Origin of the sequence: Staphylococcus parequorum (assembly GCF_039237145.1) — a bacterium.
GTDB lineage: Bacteria > Bacillota > Bacilli > Staphylococcales > Staphylococcaceae > Staphylococcus > Staphylococcus equorum_A.
Map to the genome: position 1 here is coordinate 2842753 of NZ_CP150682.1, position 21719 is coordinate 2864471.

General features: G+C 34.3%; 21 protein-coding genes. All 21 read right to left on the minus strand.

The annotated features are described in order from the left end of the window. Positions 1 to 130 precede the first annotated feature (130 nt). The 21 genes from hpt to metG all read right to left on the minus strand — a co-directional run bounded on the left by hpt (position 131) and on the right by metG (position 21625). Entirely contained in the window at positions 131 to 670 is a 540-nt protein-coding gene (gene hpt / locus AAA453_RS14000) for a hypoxanthine phosphoribosyltransferase (protein ID WP_002508753.1), read from the minus strand. Between the two features lie 4 nt (positions 671 to 674). Then, positions 675 to 1964: a tRNA lysidine(34) synthetase TilS gene (gene tilS / locus AAA453_RS14005; protein ID WP_427705492.1), complete on the minus strand. Its 1290-nt coding sequence runs from the start codon at positions 1962 to 1964 to the stop codon at positions 675 to 677. A gap of 212 nt (positions 1965 to 2176) precedes the next feature. Further along, positions 2177 to 2575 (minus strand): S1 domain-containing RNA-binding protein, encoded by a 399-nt coding sequence (locus tag AAA453_RS14010; RefSeq protein ID WP_002508751.1) that lies wholly within the window; start codon positions 2573 to 2575, stop codon positions 2177 to 2179. A gap of 99 nt (positions 2576 to 2674) precedes the next feature. Further along, positions 2675 to 3073 carry an FtsB family cell division protein gene (locus AAA453_RS14015; RefSeq protein ID WP_069818254.1) on the minus strand — a complete coding sequence of 133 codons (399 nt, stop codon included), beginning with the start codon at positions 3071 to 3073 and terminating at the stop codon, positions 2675 to 2677. Between the two features lie 18 nt (positions 3074 to 3091). Next, positions 3092 to 3355: an RNA-binding S4 domain-containing protein gene (locus AAA453_RS14020; protein ID WP_057511366.1), complete on the minus strand. Its 264-nt coding sequence runs from the start codon at positions 3353 to 3355 to the stop codon at positions 3092 to 3094. After that, entirely contained in the window at positions 3352 to 4545 is a 1194-nt protein-coding gene (locus AAA453_RS14025; protein ID WP_427705495.1) for a MazG nucleotide pyrophosphohydrolase domain-containing protein, read from the minus strand. The genes AAA453_RS14020 and AAA453_RS14025 overlap by 4 nt, the downstream gene beginning before the upstream one ends. Further along, positions 4545 to 6092: an oligosaccharide flippase family protein gene (locus AAA453_RS14030; RefSeq protein WP_427705498.1), complete on the minus strand. Its 1548-nt coding sequence runs from the start codon at positions 6090 to 6092 to the stop codon at positions 4545 to 4547. Before AAA453_RS14030 ends, AAA453_RS14025 begins: the two co-directional genes overlap by 1 nt. Then, positions 6082 to 9594, minus strand: coding sequence for a transcription-repair coupling factor (gene mfd, locus AAA453_RS14035; protein WP_277575941.1), 3513 nt, complete (start codon positions 9592 to 9594; stop codon positions 6082 to 6084). The genes AAA453_RS14030 and mfd overlap by 11 nt, the downstream gene beginning before the upstream one ends. Then, positions 9591 to 10163: an aminoacyl-tRNA hydrolase gene (gene pth, locus AAA453_RS14040; protein WP_427705501.1), complete on the minus strand. Its 573-nt coding sequence runs from the start codon at positions 10161 to 10163 to the stop codon at positions 9591 to 9593. The genes mfd and pth overlap by 4 nt, the downstream gene beginning before the upstream one ends. A gap of 207 nt (positions 10164 to 10370) precedes the next feature. After that, the gene (locus AAA453_RS14045) at positions 10371 to 11015 is read right to left on the minus strand and encodes a 50S ribosomal protein L25/general stress protein Ctc (RefSeq protein ID WP_069818259.1); all 645 of its coding nucleotides are present in this window, start codon (positions 11013 to 11015) and stop codon (positions 10371 to 10373) included. A gap of 128 nt (positions 11016 to 11143) precedes the next feature. Next, positions 11144 to 12109: a ribose-phosphate diphosphokinase gene (locus AAA453_RS14050; RefSeq protein ID WP_002508743.1), complete on the minus strand. Its 966-nt coding sequence runs from the start codon at positions 12107 to 12109 to the stop codon at positions 11144 to 11146. Between the two features lie 153 nt (positions 12110 to 12262). Continuing rightward, on the minus strand, positions 12263 to 13618 hold the full coding sequence (glmU, locus tag AAA453_RS14055; RefSeq protein ID WP_069818260.1) for a bifunctional UDP-N-acetylglucosamine diphosphorylase/glucosamine-1-phosphate N-acetyltransferase GlmU: 1356 nt from the start codon (positions 13616 to 13618) through the stop codon (positions 12263 to 12265). Between the two features lie 478 nt (positions 13619 to 14096). Beyond that, positions 14097 to 14405 carry a septation regulator SpoVG gene (gene spoVG, locus AAA453_RS14060; protein ID WP_002508741.1) on the minus strand — a complete coding sequence of 103 codons (309 nt, stop codon included), beginning with the start codon at positions 14403 to 14405 and terminating at the stop codon, positions 14097 to 14099. Between the two features lie 65 nt (positions 14406 to 14470). After that, complete coding sequence (locus AAA453_RS14065; protein WP_069818261.1) at positions 14471 to 14845, minus strand: RidA family protein; 375 nt, start codon at positions 14843 to 14845, stop codon at positions 14471 to 14473. Between the two features lie 18 nt (positions 14846 to 14863). Continuing rightward, complete coding sequence (gene purR / locus AAA453_RS14070) at positions 14864 to 15688, minus strand: pur operon repressor (RefSeq protein ID WP_002508739.1); 825 nt, start codon at positions 15686 to 15688, stop codon at positions 14864 to 14866. A gap of 18 nt (positions 15689 to 15706) precedes the next feature. Then, positions 15707 to 16555, minus strand: a complete 849-nt coding sequence (gene ispE / locus AAA453_RS14075; RefSeq protein WP_069818262.1) for a 4-(cytidine 5'-diphospho)-2-C-methyl-D-erythritol kinase — start codon at positions 16553 to 16555, stop codon at positions 15707 to 15709. Positions 16556 to 16899: 344 nt separating this feature from the next. Then, positions 16900 to 17163 (minus strand): biofilm formation stimulator Veg, encoded by a 264-nt coding sequence (gene veg / locus AAA453_RS14080; RefSeq protein ID WP_002508737.1) that lies wholly within the window; start codon positions 17161 to 17163, stop codon positions 16900 to 16902. Positions 17164 to 17262: 99 nt separating this feature from the next. After that, a complete protein-coding gene (rsmA, locus tag AAA453_RS14085) occupies positions 17263 to 18153 on the minus strand; it encodes a 16S rRNA (adenine(1518)-N(6)/adenine(1519)-N(6))-dimethyltransferase RsmA (protein ID WP_069833241.1) in 891 nt (296 codons plus the stop codon). 3 nt (positions 18154 to 18156) lie between these two features. Continuing rightward, positions 18157 to 18705: a ribonuclease M5 gene (gene rnmV, locus AAA453_RS14090; RefSeq protein WP_069818264.1), complete on the minus strand. Its 549-nt coding sequence runs from the start codon at positions 18703 to 18705 to the stop codon at positions 18157 to 18159. Between the two features lie 138 nt (positions 18706 to 18843). Then, entirely contained in the window at positions 18844 to 19617 is a 774-nt protein-coding gene (locus AAA453_RS14095; RefSeq protein WP_069818265.1) for a TatD family hydrolase, read from the minus strand. Positions 19618 to 19642: 25 nt separating this feature from the next. Beyond that, a complete protein-coding gene (gene metG, locus AAA453_RS14100) occupies positions 19643 to 21625 on the minus strand; it encodes a methionine--tRNA ligase (protein WP_069818266.1) in 1983 nt (660 codons plus the stop codon). Positions 21626 to 21719: the final 94 nt, after the last annotated feature.

Consider the following 21719-nt stretch of genomic DNA (forward strand, 5'->3'; position numbering starts at 1 on the left):
TCACGTACCTACAAGTTTATGTATTAAATTTCAAATGATTTAAGTCTAACCCTACTTTTCACATTCACTAACTTAATTCGACTGTAACTTACAGTATATAACAACTTTTTCTATGAATAAATTGTACTGCTTATTTTGAATAGATTTCTGGTTTCAATGTACCAATGTAAGGTAAATTTCTATAATGTTCAGCATAATCTAAACCATAGCCTACTACAAATTCATCAGGTATCTTTTTACCTACGTATTTTGCTTCAATGTTTGCTTTACGACGGTTAGGTTTATCAAGTAGCGTAACAATTTCAAGTGAGTTAACACGACGTGATTCAAGTAATTCAGTAATTGATTTTAAAGTAGTACCCGTTTCTAGAATGTCTTCAATAATTAAAACATCTTTATTTTCAATAGATCCACTTAAGTCTTTCAAGATTTTTACTTCTCCTGTTGATTCAGTGCCTCCGTGATAACTAGAAACATCCATGAAGTCGATAGCTAAATGCGTATCAATATATTTAATTAAATCTGCCATAAACATAACAGAACCTTTTAATATGCCAATACATACAAGTGGTTTCCCTTTGTATTCCTCTGTTATTTTCTTACCTAGCTCTTCACAAATTTGGTGTATATCTTCCTCTGACAATAAAATGTCTTTTAAATCATCTCGCATATTTTCATTCCTCTCCCATATTTCGTATAAAAATTGATTGATTGTATTTACGCTTTAAATATAATGTGCCAACAGCAATAATCTCATTGTATGCATTAACTATAACTGGCATTTGGTTACGTTCAGTTTGTATAACCTTTTTATCAATAAGCAGTCTACTTATTTTTTTATGCCCTTTCATACCATTCAGTTCAAATTTGTCGCCGTCTTTTCTTGTACGGATAACTATAGGATACTCGAATGTAGGAAATTCATTAGTAATATCAATGCTATAGCGACCATAGTTGTATGCACCTGGTTGATCAATCTTAGTCGGAGCTAGTTTTTCCTTACAATTTGCCATTATTATAAATTTATCATAAGCGATGTGAATTATCCATTCATGTGTCGCATATAATGTGCATTGTGTTACATTTTCTGTAAGTTGTTGAAACCATTCGTTGTAAGTTTTCTCAGTAAACGACTTATCTAGTGGTAAATCAGCAAAAAGTTTATCTAAGACTGCCATTTTGACACTATGTCGTAAATTTAAAAACTGCTTTCTTGAAAAAGTAACTTCACTGCCATCATTACAAAAATCAACAAATGCCGAGATAAATGTTGTAGCTTCATGTCGCACAACTGATAATTGTTCATCATGCCAGTCTTGTAATTTTAGCAATTGTTCTGTAGATAAGTGTTTATTACTTTCTATATCAGGTAATATGCGGTTGCGAATATCATTTCTGACATAATGATTTTCTGCATTCGATTCATCTTCATAATATGGAACATTATGTTTTGTTTGATAGTTACGTATTTCTGATTTCGTGACTTCTAAAAATGGTTTACATAAATTATAATGGCCTCTTGAAGAAAGATATGTCATCCCCAAGCTACTTCTCGTAGAGCGTCCAGTCATAAGTCGATAAAATATCGTTTCAATCTGATCATCTTGATGGTGTGCCGTAAGTAATACATCTGCATTTAACTCAGTCATCATATCATCAAACCAATGATAACGTTCGGCTCTCGCTTCACTTTCAATACTATTACCTTTTTCAATCACAGCAGACAAATCCAGATGTTGTATATGCAATGGGATTTGATGTTTATCACAATACGCTTTAATAAATTGTTCTTCTGCTGCTGCAACAGGACGGATATTGTGATTTACATGGAGACAAGTCAACTTAGTATATGAATCAGCTAAACGTGTAATCAATTGATGTAAAAGCACCATACTATCTACACCTGTAGAAACTGCCAATACAATATGATTACTTTTATCCCAGCCTTCAGTATTTACTCTCAACTTATCTACCTCCTTGCCCTTAATATTACCTTAACACTGCAAATGCTCGTAATATTATGACTTATATACAACAAAAAAGAGACTGTTTCCTCAAGTAAGAAAACAGTCTTAGATTGTTACAATCAAACTTAATTTTGGAAAAAATTATTGTACTTTGTTTTCAAGTCATTAAATTAATTCCTGTGTCAACAGTCTTACGATATATATATTGATTAACGTTTCGCGCCTTTTCCACCACGTCTAGATTCTGTTTGACGTTTAATAGATGTTAATTTATCTTCACTATCTTTCAAGAAATCTGTTAATTTCTTTTCAAAGTCCTCACCTTTTGGTTGAGGTTTTTTATAATTGGGTTTACTTTGAGGTCTACGTGGACGATCTTTTGCTTTTTTAATTGATAAACTAATTTTACCATCATCAGCGATTGAAAGCACTTTAACTTCAACTACATCTCCAACAGATAAATGATCTTCTACGTTTTCCACGTAATTATCTGCAACTTCACTTATGTGAACTAAGCCACTCTTTCCTTCAGGAAGTTCGACGAAAGCGCCAAACTTTTTAATACCAGTGACTTTACCTTTAAGCTTGTTTCCTACTTCGATTGACATATTGTAAATAAATCCTCCCGATTTGTTTCGATTTTAACCCTATTATATGCCTGTTTGCATAAATTAACAATGGTATTGTGACTTAAATGACAAATTTCACTATTTATCCTCTTTTGATGATTTAGAATCTTCCTCGGATTTCTCTCCAGGCAACTTGAAAATCACTTCTCCATCATTGCTCAAATAGTAATCATCTCGCGCAACTTTCTCTATATAACTTTTATCATTGAGATTGTTTAATTGTTCTTTTAATGCGAGTTCTTCATCTTGTTGCTTTTGATATTGTTGTTCTTTTTCTTGACGCTCAGCTGCGTCATCTATATTACTTTGTTTTTGAGTGACAAGCATTACAGTTAAAATAATAATGAGGATAAGTAATATGCCACCAAATAAAGTTATACGTTTACGTACGACTCGTCTTCTCATTTTTTGCTGTTGTTTCTTTTTATTTTCAGCAGAAGTGAACGTATTCCCTATGTTCTCAACTTTTTTACTCATTGCTTGTCACCTCCTTTTTTAGTCTCCACTAACCTTTTCTTCTTTGACTAATTCATACATACCTTTCGCATTTTCCTTAGTCGCATGTTCACTTAAACCAGTAACTTCAATTGTGATTACTTTTTGTCCAAATCGGATTACAAGTTCATCTGTTACTTTTACGTCAGTGCCTGCTTTCGCTACTGAACCATTGACGGCAATACGTCCTTGATCACTAATTTCTTTAGCTAAAGTACGACGTTTCACTAACCGTGATACTTTGAGATATTTATCTAATCTCATGATTTGTTTCCTCCTTGCTCTAAAATTTTTCTTAAAGCATCTGCGTCTAACGACATATTTTTTGTTTTATCATACAACTTCAAGAAATGCTCTGCAAATACTTTTTCAAATTTAACACGTTTCGTTTTACCTTCTTTTGCTTTTGCTTCTGACCATATATGTTTTAAGTCTTCTTCAGTTTCCGCTTCAGCGTCACCAAAAATGTGTGGATGTCTACGTATCATTTTTTCTGAAAGACTTTGAAGCACTTCATTTATATCAAGGAACCCATCTTTTTTACCAATGCTTGTATGCAATAGTACTTGTAAAAGTATGTCCCCCAATTCTTCAATGATGTGCCAATCATCTTCGTTATCTATTGCTTCAAACAATTCAAACGTTTCTTCTAATAGATAACGTTTTAATGTGTGGTGTGTTTGAACTTTATCCCAAGGACAGCCTGTTTCGTCATCGACAAGTTGATCTATAATGTTCGCAGCAAAATAGAAATCACTATAATACGCTTCTTCTTTTTCTACTTTCGGAACGAATACACTCGACAAATTACTGAAAACAGATGCATGATGGTCTAATTCATAAAGCGGTGTTTCTATTACATTTGCAGCGTTATTTTGTGCGCCGTCGACGATAAATACTGTTTGCTCATCATGATAACGTTCCATCAACGTCACTTTTAAATCGCCTGCCGTCATAGGGCTATAAACTTGAGTAATGAGCGTATGGGTACGAATATTTAACTGCTCTTTTTTTATCGCTGTCGCATCGAGTAATGTAAACCCATCGTTAGGGTCTATCTTTACCGCTTCAAATATATCATCGATAAAGCTTTTGCCTCCCAAAACTTCAACCTGAACATCATTATGCTTTTGTGCATAAGCTTCTAATTTTACAGTTGTCGTTTCAGCTACACGCGGATGCCCAGGTACTGTATAAATGACATTATCACTTTGGGCCGCTTCCATGAGTTGTGACACAATACGTTCATAAACGCCCTCAAATGATGCTTGTGCCTCGTATTCACTATCAAAACTTTTGAATTGTATATTTTCTGCGGTTAACTCTTTAATTACAGGATGATCCAATGTACGTGTGTAAACCATTGTTTGTTTTTTAAGAAATTTGTAGATACCTAAAGGTAAATCATCAATACCGTAGTTACCTAATCCAACAATTGTTATTTTACCTGACATTAATGTTCCCCTCTTTTCATATGATAAAGTTTATCGCCCAATGGTAAATGTTTTAATTCTCTATAACTCAATAAATGCATACGTACAATAGCGAAAATGATTACCAATACACCAATCACTGCTGCAATGACTAATTCAATCAAACCTGTGATTCTACTTTGTGTAGGTACAAGCCACATTCCTATTTGAACAGCCACTGACAGCATCACCATCGTAGCAACCAATTTAATCACAAATTTATTCATCATCTGGAATTTATAGTGTTTTAGTACGTGATAATGTAGTACGAGTGTAAATATAATAAGTGAAATTACAGTGCTGATACTACCACCTAGCATTAATAGTTGTGGTATTAATATCACATTGAGTATTACTTTACTGACCACACCAATGATAAATGCATAAAGCACAGGGCGAACTTGGTTTTTCACTTGTAATAAAGCAATGTCCATCATAATGAGCGAAACACATATAACTGTCAGCATATAGATAGATAACGTACCAGTCAGACTATCATTTTTAAAAAACACACTATTCATGACCGGTAGTAAATTAATTAATCCAATACCAGCTGCTACACTAAACATAACTGTAATCTTGATAGAGGCATTCGCATATCTATTAACCAGAACGTTATTTCGCGCTTTAATCGCATCGGTAAGCATTGGTATAAGAACAAAACAAAATGTCGTTGTCACAATTAAGCCCATTTGTATAAATGAAGCCCCACGATCAAAGATACCTTTTTGCGTGGTTGCTTCTTGAAAATTTAAGCCTGCATTCTGAAGTGCATGTATGACCGTAAAGCTATCTATCACTTGCCAAACAATGACGATAAGCTGACTTACAGCAAAGATGATAATGGCCAATGATAACTTTTTCCACTCTACTATGGCTTTGTCATTTAGTTTATTCGCTTGCTTGAGCTTAAAAGGCTTGCCCTGCATTAGGAATATACTGGATGCTAAAAATCCTACTGCTGAACCGATGATAGCTACTGTACCAGCAGTATAAACAGACCATTGTTGTGTCATAAATAATACAATAGCAATGATGATAATTACAACGCGTATGACTTGCTCTATGACTTGTGATATCGCTGGAACAGTCATATGTTGATGCGCTTGATAATAACCTCTATACACTCCCAATATACCAACAAACAAGAAACTAAAACTTGCTGCTCTTAACATTGGCGTGAGATTAGTGTCACCCATTAGGAGTGCGATCCACTGCGCACCTATGAAAATAATCAAGAAAAAAACAGTACTAATGAGTTGTAACCTCAGCAACACTTTAGTGTATTGTCTTGATTGCCCTTGTGTGCCAAACGTTTGTGTGACTGCACTTGGAATTGCATTCATTGTTAAAATAACACCTAAAGCAACAATCGGATATATTTGTTGATAAGCATATAATCCTTCGTCTCCAAGTATATTTTGATATGGGACACGATAAATTGCGCTTAATATTTTAACAATAACAAGTGCGATTGTAAGAACAACTACGCCGTTGAAGGCCGTATTCTTATCGTCCTTAGATTTCATCTGATATAACCATACTTTCTTCTAAACATTTCGCTAAGAATTTCAAACTATCTAACCAATTACTTACTTTATTTAAAGTTACTTTCATTTTACCATCTTGAACGCCAACTTTCATTGCACGGCCTAATGGTTGGGTTTGTTTAAATAACGTTTCTCCGTTAATATCTGTCGTTCCTTTTTCAGACAGATAAACTTCCACCTTTTTGCCTACATCTTTAATAAGCGCCACTCCGGCATTTAAAGCGTGAACTTTTATCTCCATCATATCCAACAGTCTTTCTACTTCTACTGGGTAATCATTGAAACGATCTATTAATTCATCTTTTACATCCATAAGTTGTGCTTCAGTTTCAATCTTACGTAATTTTTTATAGATTTCTATTTTAGACTGTTCATTTTGAATATATTCAGCAGGTAAATAAGCATCAATGTTGAGTTCAATTTCAATTTCAGGTGCATCTTGTTTCTCATCTTTAACACCACGTTTTTCATTCACCGCTTCTTCTAGCATTTGTGAGTAAAGGTCGAAACCGACAGAATCAATAAATCCATGTTGTTGTTTACCTAAGAGGTTGCCTGCGCCTCGAATATTCAAATCACGCATTGCAATTTTAAATCCTGAGCCTAACTCAGTAAATTCTTTAATTGCTTGCAAACGGTCTTCAGCTGTTTCTGACAATACTTTATTCGTAGGGTGTAAGAAATAAGCATAGCCAATACGGCTCGAACGTCCGACACGACCTCTTAATTGGTATAACTGACTGAGTCCGAAACGGTCCGCATCTTCGATAATGAGTGTGTTGGCATTTGGAACATCAACCCCAGTTTCGATGATTGTAGTCGTCACAAGAATATCGTATTCATGATTAATGAAACTTAGCATTGTTTCTTCTAAGTCTCCTTCTTTCATCTGTCCATGTGCAATACCAATATTCGCTTCTGGCATTAACATTTGTAATTGCTCTCGTTTTTCATAAATAGACTGCACTTTATTATATAAATAAAAGACTTGCCCTTCTCTAGATAATTCTCTTTCTAGTGCTTCTTTAATAAAATTCGTATTCTGTTCTAATACGTAAGTTTGTACTGGAAAACGATTTTCTGGTGGTGTTTCAATCACTGATAAATCACGAACACCCAACATACTCATGTGCAATGTACGTGGTATAGGCGTAGCCGTCAGTGTTAAAACGTCCACATTCGTTTTTAATGATTTAATTCTTTCTTTATGACGTACGCCAAATCGCTGTTCTTCATCCACGATTAATAATCCTAAATCTTTATAATGAATATCTTTACTTAATAATTTATGAGTACCTACGACGATATCAACAAAGCCTGATTTTAATCGTTCTTTTGTTTCTTTAACTTCTTTAGTACTTCTAAATCGACTAATGAGTTGGACTTCGATTGGAAAATCCTGCATACGCTCAATTAATGTTTCATAGTGCTGTTGTGCCAAAATTGTAGTTGGAACTAAGAAGGCAACTTGCTTTCCTTCCATAACAGCTTTAAAGGCTGCACGTACTGCCACTTCTGTCTTACCATAACCTACATCACCACATAACAATCGATCCATTGGGCGTTCAATTTCCATGTCCTGCTTAATTTCTTCAATTGATTTACCTTGGTCTGGCGTTAATTCGTAAGGGAAATCTATCTCAAATTCGTTTTGTTCTGCCGTATCTGGACCATATTTATAGCCAACAGACATTTCGCGTTCTTTATATAGATCGATTAATTCATCAGCCATGTCTTCAACACTTTGTTGTACTTTAGCTTTTGTTTTTTTCCATTCCGTACCACCAAGTTTATTTAACCTAGGTGTCTTATCCTCTGATGCCACATATTTTTGAACTTGGTCCATCTGATCAACTGGTACAAACAATTGGTCTGTCCCTTTATATTGAAGTTTAATATAGTCTTTATGTACGCCACCGACATCAAGTGTTTCAACACCTAAATATCTACCAACACCGTGGTGCACGTGAACGACATAGTCGCCTACTTTTAAATCTTGATATGATTTAATTTTTTCAGCATTTGTTAGTGTCTTTTGTTGTTTTGGTTTTTTCTTTTGTTTGGATTTGAATAGTTCGCGTTCCGTCACAACGACAAGTTGCATATATGGTAGCTCAAAGCCTTCTGATAAACTACCCTCAGTAATGATTGCATTGCCTCCATCGTTTCGTTGACTTGGCGTATCGATAAATGTTGGAATATGCATTTCATTGAGCATAGATTGAATACGTTCTTTTCTCACTTCAGTTTCAGCAAGCACAACGACAGTATAATCATTTTGAATAAAGCGCTGAAATTCTGAGCGCATAATATCATATTGACCATAAAATTGTTGTACGGGCTTACATGAAAACTTGATGATTTCATTGAGTTGAACAGGCATTGTCGCTGTGAATAACGTGAAATACGTCACTGGATAATGTTTCAACAATGCTTCGAATCCATCATATTGCAAGAAGTTTTGATCAATAAATCCTTTACCACTTTCTATCAGGTTTTGCATAAATTCATCAACTTCAGTTATAAGTGTTTGTTCAGTTTCTTTAATTCTATTATGTTCATCAACTGCAACAATAGCGTCATCTTTAAAATAATCCATAATAGTTGCTGGCTGTTCATACATAAATGACACAAGTCGACGTAATACTTGATGGTCAAACATCGTTGATTCAAAAAGTTCGAAACTTTCGTAAGTTTCTTTCAAATCATTACGAGCTGATTTTTCAATTTTTGGACGTGTATTTTCGTAAGCTTCTTTTAATTTTAACTTTGTATGTTTAAGTACATCGTCTGTGATAATATAATCACTTGCTGTTGTAATATTGACTTCTTCTATATTCTCTTTTGATCTTTGTGTCTCCACATCAAAATCACGAATCGAATCCACTTCAGTATCGAATAGTTCAATTCTTACTGGTTGACCAATTAAAGGGTAAATATCAACAATGCCTCCACGTAATGAAAACTCACCTATATGTGACACTACACTTTCTCTGCGATAACCCATATTTACTAATTTATTTAAAAATTCATCAATTTCAATATCGTCACCTACAGATAGTGTTAACTGATGGGATTTCCACATTTCAACTGGAGTGAGCCATTTTTTCAAACCGTTTAATGGTACGATAAATAACCCTCTCTTTTCTTGAGCAAGTGCCGTTAGTGTACGTACACGCTCGCTCATAAATTGAGGGCTTTGTGTTGAGAATTCTTCTGTCATGATATCTTGCATTGGATATTTGTAGACCTCGTCTGCATCTACAAATTGCAATAAATCACTTTCCAATTTATCTGCTTGATATAAATTATTTGTAACAACTAGTAATTGTTTAGTACTATGCAAATATTTTTCGGCTATAATCGTTGATTTAGCTGCGCCAGATAGGCCAGTGACCAGTACATTTTCTTTACCAAATACGTCGTTTAATTCTTGGTATCGTTTGTCTTCATTTATATATTGTGTAATTATTGATTTCACTTGACTTCACCATTATATTCATTCATCACACGGTCAAAACGAGAACTTTCTATATAAGCCTCAACTGCACGCGCAGAATGTTCTATTACTTTATTCATTATTTGCATTTCTTGTTTTGAAAATTTTTGTAACACATAATCGACAATTGACATACCATTTGAAGGTCTATCTACACCGATTCTAATGCGTTTGAATTGGTCCGTACCTAGTACTTGAATCATTGATTTAATACCATTATGTCCACCAGCACTGCCTTTTTGTCTTAGGCGAATCTCTCCTTGTGGTAAATCTAAATCATCATATAAAACAACTAAATCATCTATATCTATATCATAATATTTCATTAACGGGCCTACCGCTTCGCCTGACAAATTCATCATTGTTAGTGGTTCAATAAACATGACTTTTTCTCCAGCCATACGTTCAATCGTATAGGCACCTTTAAATTTTTGTTTATCTAATGAGAATTGATTTTGATCTAACATGTAATCTATAACTTCAAAACCAATATTATGTTTTGTTTGTTCAAAACGTTTACCTATATTGCCTAGGCCTACAATACATTTCATTATGTTACCTCCAATTGTTGTTGTCACTTAACTATATATATCATTTTCATGTATTTGAATTAATAAACAATTAAAAATTATTTTTTCATATCATTGACTATAATAACATAAAAAAGCACCTGCTTAACGTATTAAGCACGGTGCTTTTTATAAGATATTACAATGTTGGTATCATCAACTTATGTTGACAATGAAGCATGAAGTATATTATTTTTCTTCGTCTTCTTTAGATTCGCCTACAACTTCTGGTTCTTGCGTTTGTGCTTCGCCTTCCATTGCTTCGATTTCTTCTTCAGTTGGCTCTTCAGTTGGAGCTACTACTGTAACTACTGAATCAGTAGCTTCGTTTTCGATAGTAAAATCGCCTGATACTTTAATATCTTCAACTGAAATGCTGTCATTGATTTCTAATTCGCTGATTTCAACTTCGATTGCTTCAGGAATATTGTCTGGAGTAGCTGTAACTTCAAGGTTGAATAATGGTTGTTCAACCACGCCACCTTCTTTAGCACCTGCTGCTTCACCAATTAAATGAACAGGTACTTCAACAGTACGTTCTTCAGTCATATTGATTGCTAAGAAATCAATGTGAGTGATTTGGTTTTTAAGTGGGTCGAATTGGTAGTCTGAAACCATTACTTTAATTGTTTTAGAACCTACGCCTAATTCGATAACACCGTTACGTCCAACTTCACGGATAACTTTAATAAATGCTACTTCGTCTACTTTAACAGAAGTATTTTTTGTACCATAACCGTAAACGATTGCAGGTACTTTACCAGTATTTCTTAGTGTTTTAAGGTCTGAACGTGTTTGTTTACCTTGACGAATAATTGACTTTAATGCAGTCATATTCATTTTCCACCTTTCGTTTTGCTCAAATATGAGCCCCTCACTTGCCCATCAACATAATGTTGCTTGCAAGCGTTTATTTTGCTCGTGAATTCACGAACGAAACCATTATACATTCATATAATATATTAGTCAAATAGCACACTAACAGATTCGCGTTCGTAAACACGGATAATTGCTTGTGCTAATAAACCAGCTACAGATAACTCTTTCGTATTGCTTGGTTTACGTGTTTCATCTAATTGAATTGAATTTGTTACGATTAGTTCTTTGATTGCTGAATTTTCAATACGTTCTTTAGCTGGACCTGATAATACAGGGTGTGTACAACAAGCATATACATCTTTAGCACCTTTATCTTTTAATGCTTGAGCTGCCAATGTGATTGTCCCTGCTGTATCAATGATATCATCAATAATAATAGCCGTACGTCCTTCTATTTCACCAACAATGTTCATCACTTCTGCAACATTTGGTTTTGGACGACGTTTATCAATAATAGCAATCGGTGATTTAAGTATATCTGCAAGTTTACGTGCTCTTGTTACGCCACCGTGGTCTGGAGAGACTACAACACACTCTTCAAGATCAATACCTGACTCATTCTTGAAGTATTCTGCTAAGATTGGCACGCCCATCAAGTGGTCAATTGGCATATCGAAGAAACCTTGGATTTGAGGTGCATGTAAATCTAACGCTATCATACGATCTGCGCCTGCAGTTTCGATTAAGTTTGCTACAAGTTTAGCTGTAATTGGTTCACGACTACGTGCTTTTCTGTCTTGGCGCGCATAACCATAATACGGGACAACTATATTAATGTTAGCTGCTGATGCACGTCTACAAGCATCAACCATAATTAATAATTCCATTAAGTGTAAATTTACAGGATTCGATGTAGGTTGAATAATAAATACGTCACAACCACGAATACTTTCCTCTATGTTGATTTGAATTTCTCCATCGCTGAAACGTTTTACTGAACATTTTCCTAGTTCGATTCCAACATGATCTGCTACTTCTTGGGCTAAAGGTTCATTACCTTTTAAAGAAAATATTTTCAAAGCAGAATTCTTATACTCATTGTTTAACATTTATAGTCCTCCAATTAATTCATTCAATTAGTTTTCATTTAAATACAAGCGCAAACTTACATTGTTTTTCAATATAAAGCATTTTGTGGTTAACAAGTTACTCAATTACATTAAGTTTAACAGTTCAAGCATGCATGTCTAAACATACACCTTTTATTTTTTCAAATAACCTTCTTTGGTTGTTTGTCTAGCTCTCGCTAATGCTAAACTGTCTTCTGGTACACTATCAGTAATCGTAGAGCCAGCAGCAATTAAAGAACGTTCGCCTAACGTAATAGGTGCTACCAGATTCGTATTGCACCCTATAAACGAATCATTACCAATAACCGTCTTGAATTTGTTAATACCATCATAGTTTACTGTGATTGAACCACAGCCAAGATTCACACGTTCTCCTATTTCTGCATCACCAATATAACTCAAGTGAGGTAATTTAGCTCCCGCTTTTACGACTGATTTTTTAACTTCAACAAAGTTGCCGACTTTCACTTTTTTGCCTAAGTCTGTACCTGGACGAAGTTGTGCAAACGGTCCAATTATCGCATAATCATCAACCATTGCTTCATTGATCACTGAATGTTTAATTGTAACATTATCACCTATTTTACTATTCGTGATTTCCGTATATTGTCCTACAACTGTCTCTTCTCCAATTTCACTATGTCCTGCAAGTTTAACTCCAGGTTCTATAATTGTGTCTTCTCCAATAGTTACATCTGCACCGATATAAGTATTTGATGGATCCACGATTGTTACACCATTTCTCATATGAAATTCGTTGATGCGTTTTCTAAATGCTTTTTCCGCTTCACTCAACATCACTCGGTCATTTACACCCATAATTTCTTCAAAATCATTTGTATGGTAAATACCTACTGTGCCTTTATCTTCTAAAATTAATGAAAGTACATCAGGCAAGTAGTATTCGCCTTGTACATTATTGTTATTCACTAACTCTAACTTTTCAAATAGCATTTGATTGTCAAATGCGAAAATACCTGAACTAATTTCATTAATTTGTTGTTCTGTATCTGTTGCATCTTTTTGTTCGACTATTTTAACTAATTGATTGTCTGCATCACGTATAATTCGGCCATAACCATATGGGTTTGCTGCTGTAGCTGTTAATACAGTAGCTTGTGCTTGGTTATTTTCGTGATGTTCAATTAAAGATTTAAGTGTTTCTGTCGTAATTAATGGTGTATCTCCACAAACTACTAACGTTGTGCCCTGTTTATCATTTAAATGTTCACTAGCCGTTTTAACGGCATGAGCAGTACCTAATTGTTCTTCTTGAAAACTATAAAGCGATGCATCGCCTAATGTTTCTTTCACGCTTTCTGCGCCATGACCTACGATTGTTACTAGCTGTTCTACGCCAGATTGTTTAACGTTATCCACGACATGTTCAATCATTGATTTGCCAGCGACATCATGTAGTACTTTGTATTTCTTTGATTTCATACGTGTACCCTTACCAGCTGCGAGTACTATTGCATGTCTTTGCATGTATGTTAACCCTCCATTAAAATATACACTTCTTTATTATTATAATTTAACGCTAGTCACACTTTCAAGGCTCAAAGTGCCAATGTTTTTTATTAACGCGTTTTTTATTACAATTGTTATAAATAAAGTGCATAGTATTTGTCATCTATTTAGGTTTTGAAAGCCGCTTCATTTTCTACAGTAACTTTTCTTATTATCGATAATTTCTAACATATTATTATGAATGAAACATACGGTGTCACTTCTTTAGACATTTGTTTCATTCATAATAATATAGTTAAGTAAAAACATGTAAGTTTTGGTTATTTATTATAAATTTCAAAATTATAATTTTTGTCACCTTTACATTTTGTAAATAATTTTAATATTTTATGTTTTAGTCACGCTTACATAAATAAAGAAGATTGAATTTCCCAGTTTTAGAAATTCAATCTTCTTTAAAACGATATTAAATTCACTATAATCTCAAATAATTAAATTAAGCTTCCTCATTAGTATCTTCTGATGATTGAGCATTTTTATCAGGGATGACCTCATCAGTTTCTTCATATACTTTCATCACAGCATCCTGTATTTCTTGTCTCATTTCTGAATTGATTGGATGTGCGATATCTCGGAATTCACCATCTGGTGTACGTTTACTTGGCATTGCGACGAATAGACCTGTGTTGCCTTCAATAACGCGTAAATCATGTACCACAAATGATTCATCTAAAGTGATTGAAACAAGCGCTTTCATTCTTCCGTCTGTTTGTATTTTTCTAAGTCTTACATCTGTCACTTTCATGTAGTGAGCCCCCCATAGTATCTCTTTGTTAGAAGCTTAACAATTTTATTAAAAATTATAAATCCTTACTTCACTTGTGCAATTACTTCTATTTCTACTTTAACATCTTTAGGTAGTCTCGCTACCTCAACGCAACTTCTCGCAGGTTGATGATGCTCAAAATATTTGCCATAAACTTCATTTATATTTTGAAATTCATTCATATCAGCAATAAAAATAGTAGCTTTTATAACCGAATCTATATCTGATCCAGCTTGGTCTAGTACAACTTTTAAATTTTCTAAGACTTGTGTCGTCTGTTCTTTTACATCATCGCTAACAATCTCTCCATTTAAATTTAATGGGATTTGTCCAGATGTGAATACTAGACCATTTACTTCTGTTGCATGTGAGTATGGCCCTAACGCTTCCGGTGCTTTGGTTGTATTAATCGTTTTCATGATGCCGTAATCGCTCCTTTAAGAAAATTTAGTTAAACTGTTGCCTTTCTCCACTTTAAATTCCTGATTGTATTCATCTACATCAGATAATCTAACTAAGGAAGTATAATCTTCAATTAATCTTTGTTTAACTTCTTTTGATTCTACTAGTACCGATACCCCTTTCACATGTGCTTTAAACTCGTTCATTAAATTCATCACACCATTGATGGATCCACCTGCGCGCATAAAATCATCTACTACAAGGACATTAGAATTTTCTGGTAATGTTCTCTTGGATAACACCATAGTTTCAATTTTTCGAGAAGATCCAGACACATAATTAATTGATACCGTAGAACCTTCAGTCACTTTGTTATCTTTTCGAATGACAACTACTGGTAAATTCAATACGTTAGCTACTGAGTTGGCAAGAGAAATACCTTTCGTAGCAATCGTAACGATTGCATCTAATTCTTCATCCATATAAAGTGTAGCGATCAGTTTTCCGACACGGTTAAGTAACGTCGGGTCTCCCATTAAATCAGACAAGAATAAATACCCACCTGGTAGCAAACGATTCTTCTCTTGGAGTTGTGCGATAACGTCATCAATGACTTCACTCGCTTCTTCTTTACTCATTTCAGGTTTATACGTCACACCGCCACTAGCCCCAGCTGTGGTAATCACTGTCCCTAATTTTTCTTTTTGGAATGTGGTTTTAATAATTTGAACATCTTCACTTATAGATGATTTCGCTTGTTTAAATTTTTGTACGAAATAAGTTAATGGTATCAATTTATTAGGGTTATTCATCAAGTATTGTGTCATATAAACAATTCGTTCGCTTCTTTTATAGCGCATTTAACTCATCCCTTCTCACTAGCCTAATAATCTTACTATATACACTTCATTACAACAGCCATTGACTGCATTGTAAACATGTCTTGCCTGGCGTTCTTTTTGTGTTAGTCCATAAACAGATGGGCCACTTCCGCTCATAACAGCACCATCCGCACCATTTTCTAACATATTTTCTTTTATTTTTAAAATCTCAGTATGCATCTTACCCGAGACAGGTTCCAATCGGTTTGAAAGACTTTTGCAAAGTAATTCATAATCTCCTGAAATTAAAGCTGATTTACAAGTTGTCGTATCCACATGATGCGGCTTATTTAAGTCTAATTTTTTGAAAATACTCGGAGAAGATATACCTAAATTTGGTTTTGCTACAACAACCCATGCTGATGGAGGTTTATTCAGAAACGTAATACGTTCACCTTTACCTCTACATAATGCTGTTTTACCAAAAATACAAAAAGGGATATCTGTGCCTATCTTAATACCGAGCTCACACAACTCATTTAACGGTCTATTTAGCTCATACAGGCGATTCATCCCTCTCATTGTAGCTGCAGCGTCAGTAGAGCCTCCTGCAAGCCCTGCTGACACAGGTATGTTCTTATCTATAGTGATTGTGACACCTTGCTTTAAATTATAATTTCTTTTCATTAATTCTGCAGCTTTATACGCCAAATTTTTATTATCGGAGGGAACGTAAGTTTGCTCTACATCAACAACTATTTTTTTGTCGTTGCGTAGTTCAAATGACAAGCGATCATTTAAATCAATCGTCGTCATAATCATTTCAACTTCATGAAAACCATCATCTCGTTTAAAGAGTGTATCCAGCGTTAAATTAATCTTTGCCGGAGCTGTTTCATAAATCATATTCCCACCCTCTTCCAATTCGATATGGTAATAAAATGATTTTAACATATTGTTATAGTTGCATTGTCTGTTTTTTAAAACTTATTTTCGATATTTTGATAAATATTTTTATAAATATACATTTAACTATATTGGACAATAAATCATTTCTTAATTTACTATTCTACAATATAGTACGCTTCTATTAAAATTATATCCATTTCCTACACCATAAATTGTGGCACAGAAAAAGGTATGTTGGCGAAGTTACACCAACATACCTTTTCATTTAATGATCTTAATATTAAAGTTTAAATTAAAAAGTATGACTCCTAAGAGACGAACTTTATTTAAATCACTTTTATTTAGTGTGCAATTGCTTCTTGCTGATTATCATCTTCAAAAGAAACTTGTACGTTTTCAGTTAAAACGTCAGCGTATGTATAAGATACACGCTCAAAGTTGTAAATTTCTTGATCTAGCTCGACAATGAAAACAGAAGGGTACGTTTCTTTTAACACACCACTACGCTCAATTGTTTTCTTACGACCACCATTCGCTTTAAGTACGATTCGGTTTCCTAATTGACAATCAAGTGAATTTTTGATGTCTCCAATAGATTTTGGCATATTGCTCCACCTCGCTACAAGTTGTATAATAACACAAATCGCGAGCTTTTGTCAAACAAAACATCAATTTTAGCAATGTAACTCAAGCTTGTCAATAATTTAAAATGCTAATTCTGTGAAATTTTTCAATTCATTGTATAATTTTGCAAATTCTTTTATTGAAAGCGTTTCTCCACGTCTTCTTGGATCTATATCGCTAGTTTCCAACCATTTTTTAATAATTTCTTTGTTCGCTTTACCATCTACAAACAAACTTTGATAGTTATTGTTGATTGTTTTTCGTCTTTGGCTAAATGCAGCTTTTGTCATTTTGAAAAATCTATCCTCGTCATCTATATCTACCTCCGGCGTCTGACGCTTCATCAATTTCACAACAATTGAATCTACATTTGGCGGTGGTAAGAAGACTGTCTTCGGCACTGTTAACACTTTACTTGTTTCAGTATAATATTGGGTAACAATTGATAGTGATCCATAAGCTTTTGTTCCAACTTGGGCATTCAATCTTTCACCGACTTCTTTTTGCATCATAACTACGTACCCATCGATAGGTAAAGTTTGTTGCATTAGATTCAATAATATCGGTGTTGTAATATAATATGGCAAGTTAGCGACCACCATGATATTGTCACAATCTGCTAAATGCTCCGTGACATAATGTGCAATATCAGCTTTTAATATATCTTCGTTTATAATTTCCACGTTTTCATAAGGTCCCATTGTATCTTTCAATACCGGTATCAAACGTTGATCAATTTCAAACGCCACAACTTTCTTTGCCTTTTTAGCTAATTGCTCTGTAAGTGAACCCATACCAGGTCCTATTTCTATAATACCTGTATTTTCACCTATATCACTCGCATCGATAATTTTTTGTATAATGTTAACGTCAATCAAGAAGTTTTGTCCTAAACTTTTTTTGAAATTAAAACCATACTGATTGAGCAATGCTTTCGTACGCGATGGTGTAGCAACATCTTTAATATCCACTTATCATTCACTTCCTTCGTTATCACTTAATGCATTTCTAACATCTGCTTCAGTATAGCCAAACGCATTGAGCTTATTTATTAATTGTTTGCCATTAGAATGTCCTATATGTAGCTTACGCCCAAGTATTTCTCTTTTTCTGCGTGCATCTTTGCCAATTATTAATCCTAAATCAATTAACACTGATTTACTGATTGTTTCGTGTCCTTCTTCAAATGGTGTACTTACATTCATTAAGGCATCTTTAATATCTGCAAGTTGTGCATGTTCTACACCAATCTTGCCTCGTTTACTTTTGGCTTTTTCTCTGTCGATATATGCGTGTTTTACGCCTGGTATATGTTTTTGAATAGTATTACGTATTTTATCACCCGGGAAATCAGGATCTGTTAATACAATTACACCTCTTGTTTCAAATGCCTGTGCTATAACAGTTAAAGTTTGCTCGTTAATCGCACTCCCATTTGTTTCAATCGTATCACATTCTACCGCTCTTTTAACACGTTCCGTATCGTCTCTACCTTCTACTACAATAAATTCGTTAATCTTCATTTATTGTTACACCTTTCATCACTTTAATTCGATTTTAGATAAAAATAAAAAAGGTATCGTCGCAAATAATGGTTACTACTTAGCATTTACTCTATGAACTAAGCCCTATTTCAGACCGATACCTTTTTTGTAATGTGTCTATCCTTCTAATTTAAATAAACGTTCTGCATTTTCAGTTGTTTGTTTGCAAACTTCCTCATAGCTAACACCGCGTAATTCAGCAATTTGTTCTGCAACCAATGTCACACGGACAGGTTCATTTCTTTTGCCTCTATATGGATGTGGTGATAAGAATGGTGCATCTGTCTCAACTAATAATCGATCAAATGGAACATGTTTCGCTACTTCTTTAGGTTGTTTCGCATTTTTAAAAGTGACTGGACCACCTAAAGATACATAGAAATTCAATTTATTAATTACATCATCTGCAATTTCAGGAGAAGCGCTGAAGCTGTGCATGATACCACCAATTTCTTCAGCATGCTCCTCTTTAAGAATATCTATACAATCTTGCGTTGCTTCCCTATTGTGAATAATAATTGGTAAATTGACGCGTTTAGCCAATGCGATTTGTTTTCTAAATAATGTTTGTTGCACATCTTTAGGCGACTTGTCCCAATGATAATCTAATCCCGTTTCACCTATACCAATCACTTTAGGGTGTGCTGCAAGCTTTTCTATCCATTCTAATCGTTCTTCTGTACAATCAACCGCATCTACAGGGTGCCATCCAATAATGCCATAGATAAATTCGTATTGGTCAATGAGTTCCATCGTACGCTCGACTGTTGGTGTATCAAACCCAACAACAAACATGCGATCTACACCATTGTCTCTTGCACGTTCAATGACCGCTTCTAAATCTTCATCATATTGTTCTGCATTTAAATGAACATGTGTATCGATAAGCATATTATATCGCTCCCTTAATTTGTGATTACTTAATTATTGCACCATTTGGAATTGCGTTTGGTAAACTTACAAGTGTCAGTACGCCGTCTTTTTCAGCAGATAAAATCATACCTTCTGATTTTCTACCCATCAATTTAGCAGGTTTTAAATTTGTTACAACTGCAACTTTTTTACCTATAATATCTTCTGGTTGATAGTATTTTGCAATGCCTGAGACGATTTGACGTTGTTCGCTATCTAAATCGACTTGGATTTTCAATAATTTATCAGATTTTTTAACTTGTTCAGCATCCGTAATCGTAGCAGCTTTAATTTCTACCTTATCAAAGTCTTTGATATCAATTTGTGGCTTACTAGGTACTTCTTCAGTTTCTTCTGAAACTTCTGCCGCTTTTTCTGGCTGCATAGATTGTTTAATATAATCAATTTCTGCATCACTATCTAAGCGTGGGAAGATAGGTTGTGGTTTATCAATAACAACAATTGGTGCAGTTAAAACACCATATTGTTTCACGCTATCAAATTCATATAATTCAGGTGAATTAATATTCAACTGTTCAAAAATTTGTTTTGGTGCATGCGTAAGGAATGGTCTTAATAACACTGCTATAATACGAATGTTTTCTACTAAATGCGCCATAACATTACTTAGCATGTCTTTTTGACTCTCATCTTTTGCTAATACCCACGGCGATGTTTCGTCAATATATTTATTAGTACGGCTGATTAACTTCCAAACCGTTGAAAGTGCTACTGAGAATTGTAAATCGTCCATATTCTCATGGAACGTCTTCACTGTGTCTATCGCCATTTGCTCCATATCTTCATCCAACTCATGTTTTGGACCTTGATATGCTGGTAATTCGCCATCGAAATACTTATTAACCATAGAAATCGTACGATTAACTAAATTACCTAAGTCATTCGCTAAATCATAATTTGTACGTTCAACGAAACCTTCAGGCGTAAAGACACCATCTGAACCAAATGGTAATTCACGCATTAAATAATAACGCGTAGCATCTAGTCCATAACGATCTATAAGTACATTAGGATCGACCACATTACCTTTAGATTTACTCATTTTGCCATCTTTCATAAGAATCCAGCCATGAGCAAAGACTTTCTTAGGTAGTGGAACATCTAATGCCATCAACAAGATTGGCCAGATAATTGAATGGAAACGCACAATTTCCTTCGCCATGATATGAATATCTGCCGGCCAATATTTTTTGAATAAGCTATCATCATCTGATAAATAACCTAATGAAGAAATGTAGTTCACAAGCGCATCAATCCACACGTAAACAACGTGTTTAGGATTTGATTTCACATGGATGCCCCAATCGAATGATGTACGTGAAACTGCTAAATCTTCCAACCCTGGTTTGATGAAATTATTAATCATTTCATTTTTACGTGAAGGTGGTTGAATAAAATCAGGATTTTCATCGTAAAATTCTAATAAACGATCTGTATATTTAGATAAATTGAAGAAATAACTTTCCTCTTTAACTAATTCTACTTCGTGACCTGAGTCTGGACTTTTACCGCCAACGATTTCACCATTTTCAAATATCGGATCCACTAATTGCGTCTCCGTATAATAAGTTTCATCTGGTACAGAATACCAACCTTCATATTCACCAAGATAAATATCTTCTTGCTTTAATAAACGTTCAAAAATTTGTTGTACCACTTCTTTATGTCGTGCTTCTGTTGTACGAATAAAATCATCATTTGAGATTTCTAATTTATTCCATAAATCTTTAATGCCTGCTATCATTTCATCCAAATATTCTAATTCAGATTTTCCAGCTTTTTGTGCTTTTTCCTGTATTTTTTGACCATGTTCATCCGTACCTGTTAAATAACGAACATCATAGCCTTGCATTCTTTTATAACGTGCGATTACATCACCAGCTGTTGTTGTATATGCATGACCGATATGTAAATTCCCACTTGGATAATATATTGGTGTAGTGATATAAAATGTTTCTTTCGCCATCAATGTTCCTCCTCGTTTCCTACGCTTTAAATATATCTAAATTCATTTTTCCCTCAATGAAACAGATGTATGTTTTTTATTTCGTTTTCTAATT